8 protein-coding genes are annotated in these 5,835 nt (G+C 46.8%); 5 read left to right on the top strand and 3 right to left on the bottom strand.

From position 1 onward, the window contains the following. The 5 genes from Q0198_RS00040 to fusA form a co-directional block, all read left to right on the top strand. Nucleotides 1–443: hypothetical protein (locus Q0198_RS00040; RefSeq protein ID WP_297893560.1), on the top strand; the 443-nt coding region annotated here is incomplete at its 5' end. Nucleotides 444–478: 35 nt separating this feature from the next. Beyond that, nucleotides 479–868 carry a DoxX family protein gene (locus Q0198_RS00035; protein WP_297883011.1) on the top strand — a complete coding sequence of 130 codons (390 nt, stop codon included), beginning with the start codon at nucleotides 479–481 and terminating at the stop codon, nucleotides 866–868. A gap of 83 nt (nucleotides 869–951) precedes the next feature. Next, entirely contained in the window at nucleotides 952–1,326 is a 375-nt protein-coding gene (rpsL, locus tag Q0198_RS00030; protein WP_297893558.1) for a 30S ribosomal protein S12, read from the top strand. 69 nt (nucleotides 1,327–1,395) lie between these two features. After that, on the top strand, nucleotides 1,396–1,866 hold the full coding sequence (gene rpsG / locus Q0198_RS00025) for a 30S ribosomal protein S7 (protein ID WP_177386837.1): 471 nt from the start codon (nucleotides 1,396–1,398) through the stop codon (nucleotides 1,864–1,866). A gap of 9 nt (nucleotides 1,867–1,875) precedes the next feature. Then, nucleotides 1,876–3,951: an elongation factor G gene (gene fusA / locus Q0198_RS00020; RefSeq protein WP_297893555.1), complete on the top strand. Its 2,076-nt coding sequence runs from the start codon at nucleotides 1,876–1,878 to the stop codon at nucleotides 3,949–3,951. Nucleotides 3,952–4,189: 238 nt separating this feature from the next. Here the strand turns inward: fusA and Q0198_RS00015 are convergent, their stop codons facing one another. The 3 genes from Q0198_RS00015 to Q0198_RS00005 are packed head-to-tail and all read right to left on the bottom strand — an operon-like array spanning nucleotide 4,190 to nucleotide 5,487. Further along, a complete protein-coding gene (locus Q0198_RS00015; protein WP_297893552.1) occupies nucleotides 4,190–4,288 on the bottom strand; it encodes a hypothetical protein in 99 nt (32 codons plus the stop codon). Between the two features lie 45 nt (nucleotides 4,289–4,333). Further along, nucleotides 4,334–4,747 (bottom strand): hypothetical protein, encoded by a 414-nt coding sequence (locus tag Q0198_RS00010; RefSeq protein ID WP_297893550.1) that lies wholly within the window; start codon nucleotides 4,745–4,747, stop codon nucleotides 4,334–4,336. A gap of 17 nt (nucleotides 4,748–4,764) precedes the next feature. Continuing rightward, nucleotides 4,765–5,487 carry a CorA family divalent cation transporter gene (locus Q0198_RS00005; RefSeq protein WP_297893547.1) on the bottom strand — a complete coding sequence of 241 codons (723 nt, stop codon included), beginning with the start codon at nucleotides 5,485–5,487 and terminating at the stop codon, nucleotides 4,765–4,767. Nucleotides 5,488–5,835 lie beyond the last annotated feature (348 nt).

The following is a 5,835-nucleotide window of genomic DNA, read 5'->3' as shown; positions in this document are numbered from 1 at the left end:
AGGCGCTGCATTATTATCTGATAAGCGAAATTCAACAGGTTTATCGCTCTCAAGGCGTCGTTATCAGCGATAAGCATATCGAGATTATCGTATCTCAGATGCTCCGCCAGGTCCGAATCGTCGATAGCGGCGATACTCAGCTAATCGTCGGTGATCTCATTAGCCGCCGCAGATTTAGAGAAGAAAACGAGCGTATTATAAAAATTGGTGGCGAGCCTGCGATTGCAGAGTCCGTACTGCTGGGCGTAACTCGTGCAGCTGTTGGAAGCGATAGCGTCATTTCGGCGGCATCCTTCCAAGAGACTACGAAGGTTCTAACCGAGGCTAGTATCGCGGGTAAATTTGACCGATTAGAGGACTTGAAAGAAAACGTAATTTTAGGTCGTATAATTCCGGTCGGAACCGGTCTGTATAAAGATAAGGAAGTTAAACTCAAAAAATAATTTTGGGCGCAAGCCCTAAATTTAAAGGATGAGACATGAATATGATCAACATAAATTTCGGTCTGTTGTTTGTCAGGTTGGGGCTTGGAGTTTGTCTTTTAATGCATGGAATTTTTAAGCTCACTCACGGCATAGACGGCGTAAAATCGATGCTGGTAGCCAGAGGAATTCCGGATCTGGTGGCTTATGGCGCATATGTAGGCGAGGTGTTGGCGCCCGCGATGATAATCATAGGCGTATTTTGCCGCATAGGCGCTCTGCTTGTGATCGCAAACGTGCTCATGATAATATACGTCCTACATACTCCGTTGAGTGCGCTTACCGGCGTGGGCGGATTTGAGCTGGAAATCGTATATCTGTATCTTTCTGCCGCGATCTGCCTAGTAATCTGCGGCGGCGGAGAGTTTGTACTGATTAGAGATTAAAATTTAGTTAAATTTACGTTTCTGTAAGTTTAAACAAAGTATAATCCAAATCTTTTTGAATAAATTTTTGTGAAAGGAAAGATGTGCCAACCATAAATCAATTGGTCAGAAAAGAGCGCAAGAAGATTACCGAGAAATCGAAGTCTCCGGCGCTAAAGGATTGCCCTCAACGAAGAGGAGTTTGTACTAAGGTCTACACCACGACCCCTAAAAAGCCAAACTCTGCGCTTCGTAAAGTTGCCAAAGTAAGGCTTACTAGCGGATTTGAAGTCATCAGCTATATCGGCGGTGAAGGTCACAATCTACAAGAGCACTCTATCGTGCTAGTTCGCGGCGGTCGCGTAAAGGACCTACCGGGCGTTAAATACCACATCGTCCGCGGTGCGCTCGATACTGCAGGCGTTGCAAAACGAACCGTTGCAAGATCAAAATACGGTGCTAAACGACCTAAAAAATAGTTTGGCCTAAACAGACCGGCACTAGATTTTGCCGAGTTTGAGTAAAATTTTAAAATTTGAAGGAATAAAATGAGAAGAAGAAAAGCTCCCGTTAGGGAAGTTATGCCCGATCCGATTTATGACAGCAAAGTAATCACAAAATTTATTAATTCGCTTATGTTCGACGGCAAAAAGAGCGTCGCTACCGAGATCATGTACGGCGCCTTAAATTTCATCGACAATAAAGGCGGCGAGAAGAAAGGTATAGAAATTTTTAACGATGCCATCGATAACGTTAAGCCTTTGATGGAAGTAAAATCTCGTCGTGTAGGCGGCGCAACTTATCAGGTTCCGATCGAGGTCCGACCGGCTCGCCAGCAGGCTTTGGCTATCCGCTGGATCATCTCTTTTGCGAGAAAAAGAAGCGAGCGTACTATGATAGAGCGCCTGGCTTACGAGCTTATGGACGCCGCAAATTCTAAAGGCTCTTCGTTTAAAAAGAAAGAAGACACCTACAAGATGGCGGAAGCCAATAAAGCTTTCGCGCATTATCGTTGGTAGGAGGGCATTATGGCAAGAAAAACCCCTTTACATATGGTTAGAAACATCGGTATCGCCGCTCACATCGATGCCGGAAAGACGACTACGAGCGAAAGAATTCTATTTTTTACCGGTATGAGCCATAAGATCGGCGAGGTTCACGAGGGTGCCGCTACGATGGACTGGATGGAGCAAGAGCGCGAGCGCGGCATTACGATTACGTCTGCGGCGACTACCTGCTTTTGGAAAGATCATCAGATAAATTTGATCGACACCCCGGGCCACGTCGACTTTACGATCGAAGTTGAGCGCTCGATGCGCGTTTTAGATGGTGCGGTAGCAGTATTTTGCTCCGTAGGCGGCGTGCAGCCGCAAAGTGAGACCGTTTGGAGACAAGCGAATAAATACCACGTTCCGCGCATCATCTTCGTAAATAAAATGGACCGCGTCGGCGCGAATTTTTACAATGTCGAGCAGCAGGTAAAAGATAGACTAAAAGCCCATCCGGTTCCGATTCAAATTCCGATCGGCGCCGAGGATGATTTTAAAGGCGTCGTTGATTTAGTTACTATGAAAGCGCTCGTTTGGGACGATAGCAAGGGTCCTTCGGCTCCGGAGACCGTCGAAATTCCTACCGAGCTACGAGAAAAAGCGCAAGAGTATCGCGATAAGATGATTGAAGCGGTAGCCGAGACGGACGAAGCTTTGATGGAGAAGTATTTTAACGGCGAAGAGCTAAGCATCGAAGAGATCAAAAAAGGTATCAAAAAGGGCTGCTTAAGCTTAAGCTTTTTCCCGATGCTGTGCGGTACCGCATTTAAAAACAAGGGCGTTCAACCCCTGCTAGACGCAGTCGTTGATTATCTGCCCGCACCCGATGAAGTGCCTGCGATTAAAGGCCAGTATGAGGATGGCAGCGAGGTTCACGTAAGCTCTACCGATGAGGGCGAGTTCGCGGGTCTAGGATTTAAGATTATGACCGATCCTTTCGTAGGTCAGCTTACCTTCGTGCGCGTCTATCGCGGCGTTTTAGAGAGCGGCAGCTACGTCGTAAATACTGGCAAGGGCAAGAAAGAGCGTATCGGACGTTTGCTAAGGATGCACTCGAATAAACGCGAAGAGATCAAGGAGCTTTATGCGGGCGAGATCGGCGCCGTCGTGGGTCTTAAAGACACTCTTACGGGCGATACTCTAGCTAGCGAAAAAGATAAAGTAATTTTAGAACGTATGGAATTTCCTGATCCCGTTATCAGCGTAGCGGTAGAGCCTAAAACTAAAGCCGATCAAGAAAAAATGGGTATCGCGCTTCAAAAATTAGCGCAAGAAGATCCAAGCTTTAGGGTTGCGACCGACGAAGAGAGCGGACAGACGATCATTTCGGGAATGGGCGAATTACACCTTGAGATCATCGTAGATAGAATGCTTAGAGAATTTAAGGTAGAAGCTGAGGTCGGACAGCCGCAGGTCGCATATCGCGAGACTATCCGCAAAAAGGTCGAGCAAGAGTACAAATACGCCAAGCAATCGGGCGGTCGCGGTCAATACGGTCACGTATTTTTGCGCCTAGAGCCTTTGGAGCCTGGCACCGGATATGAGTTCGTAAACGATATCAAAGGCGGCGCGATCCCTAAAGAATACATCCCCGCAGTCGATAAAGGCTGCCAAGAGGCGATGCAAAACGGCGTTTTGGCGGGCTATCCTGTTGAAGACGTGCGCGTAACGGTCTATGACGGAAGCTACCACGAAGTCGACAGCTCCGAGATGGCATTCAAACTTGCCGCTTCTATGGGCTTTAAAGAGGGCGCTAGAAAAGCAGGCGCCGTAATCTTGGAGCCTATGATGAAGGTCGAGGTAGAAACCCCTGAGGAGTATATGGGTGACGTCATTGGCGATCTAAACAAACGTCGCGGACAGGTCAATAATATGAGCGAGCGCGGCGGCAACAAGATCATCGACGCGTTCTGCCCGCTTTCGGAGATGTTTGGTTACTCGACTGATCTGCGCTCTCAGACGCAGGGTCGCGCGACCTATTCGATGGAATTTGATCATTATGACGAGGTTCCTAAGAACGTCGGCGAAGAGATCATCAAAAAGCGCAACGGCTAAGCTTAACGAGCGCTAGGGTGCGGCGATAACTTTATCGCCAACCCGGCGCTTCTTTAAATTTTAAAACGGCGTTTAAATTTAATCTGCTTTACGAGCCGAAATTTAAACTCATATTCTAGCTTCAAATAAAATTCAATCCATAAATTTTCATTTCTGTAGATTGTAAATTTAGATCAAAAAATTTTAATTAAATTTAAAAATTCAAAACATAACTTAAAACGCGCTCATGATGCCGCACCTATTTCTCTCCCTCGAACCATAGCCCGCAAAGCCCCGCCTCATCGCCCGCGAGCGTGATTTTACCAAGCGGCGAGTCGTAATATGCGATAAATTTCATTGTTTCTCCTGTTTTGCGATTAAATTTAGGCGCCGCAAATAGCGCCTAAATTTCCCAAATTTCTAAAATTTGCGGGCAGATTTTAGCTACGCTTTGCTTAAACTCCGCCTTTTGCGCGCTACTCGGGTCACTAACGGCTTCAAATTTGCAAAAAAGCTCCGCGATCTTTAGCCAGCCTTCAAGATTTAGATCGAATTTTTTCAAATTTGCCTCGGACAAAAACTCCAGATCATGGTCGTAAAACGCGATCTCGCCGCCAGAGCTTAGCAGCCAAAGATCGCCGGTGCCGCCGTCTGCAAAGATACAAAACTCGCGCAGCAGCCCGCTATCGCCCTCAAAAGGAAATTTCGCCGCGTCGTTGCAGAGCGCGATCTCGTGCTCTTTAAGCACTCTAAAATCGCCTGCAATCTCCCTGCCGAAGTATTTGCCTAGGGAATTTTTCAGCTCGTTTTTGTTCAAAATTTAACTCCTCCGCTTTAGTTTCGCTTTTTGACATAAAGCATAAAAAAGCCGACCATCGCCGCGAAGATCACGCACATCGCGAGCGTCACGATGAGCGTGCCGTGCGCCGAGCCGCTTAAAAACAGCCCCGTCGTGTTCATCCCGAAAAAGCTCGTGATGAAATTTAGCGGCAGCAGCAGCGACGAGATGATCGTGAGAATGTAGATGTTGCGGCTAATTTTGTCGTTTTTGAGGCCTTGGATGAACTGATAGATATCCTCGATCCTGACGGCGTATTCGCTCATCACGCCTTTGAAAACGCCCGCTTCGTAGGCGTAGTTTTTCAGCCGCTTTTTAAGCGCCGGCTGCTCGTTTCCGCAGATGAGCAGCGCCTCGTAGAAATGCGAAATTTTGTTTTGAAACTTGCGGATTTCGTATTTTAGGACAGAGTGCCTTTTCATAAATTTTGAAAAATCACCGCGACGCGTGTAGATTTTTTCGTAATTCTCAAGCTCTGCGGAGTGCTCTAGAATTTTATCGCGGTACTGCGCGAGGATCTTTTTAACGACCGCGAAAAACTCCGCCTCGCTGCTAAGCCGCACCTCGCCGTCCGCGTCATCTTGCGAATAGATCGCGCCCGAATCAAAAATAAAGCGGTAGTTTTGCTCGCGTGGCGCGTCCGTCACGAAGTACACATACTCGCGATCCTCGGCGTAGTAATAGCCCGAAACGCTGCGCTTTTCGGTAATCGGGTTCAATGAGGCCTCCTTATTTAATCGTTTTAAATTTATGGAATTTCAGAATTTTGCTTAAATTTACGGAATTTTGAAATTCTGTTGCCGATCAGAATTCTGAAATTTTGCTACTAATAGGAATTCTAAAATTCCGCCGCCATTTAAATTTTATCGTATTTGGAATTTCAAAATTCTTTTGCGCTTGGAATTTTAAAATTTTAAGCACGAAAGAATTTTATTATTGGTGGAATTTTATGCGACGCAGTCGCAATTTAAATTTAACGCGGACGCAGTCCGCACCGCTTAAAGCGTCGTAGGGGAATGGGTGGGGTTTGGGGCGGGAAGGGGAGCGACCTCGCAATTCAAGCCCCC

It is taken from the genome of uncultured Campylobacter sp. (assembly GCF_938045205.1).
Taxonomy (GTDB): domain Bacteria; phylum Campylobacterota; class Campylobacteria; order Campylobacterales; family Campylobacteraceae; genus Campylobacter_B.
This window is presented reverse-complemented; position numbering and strand designations above follow the sequence as displayed.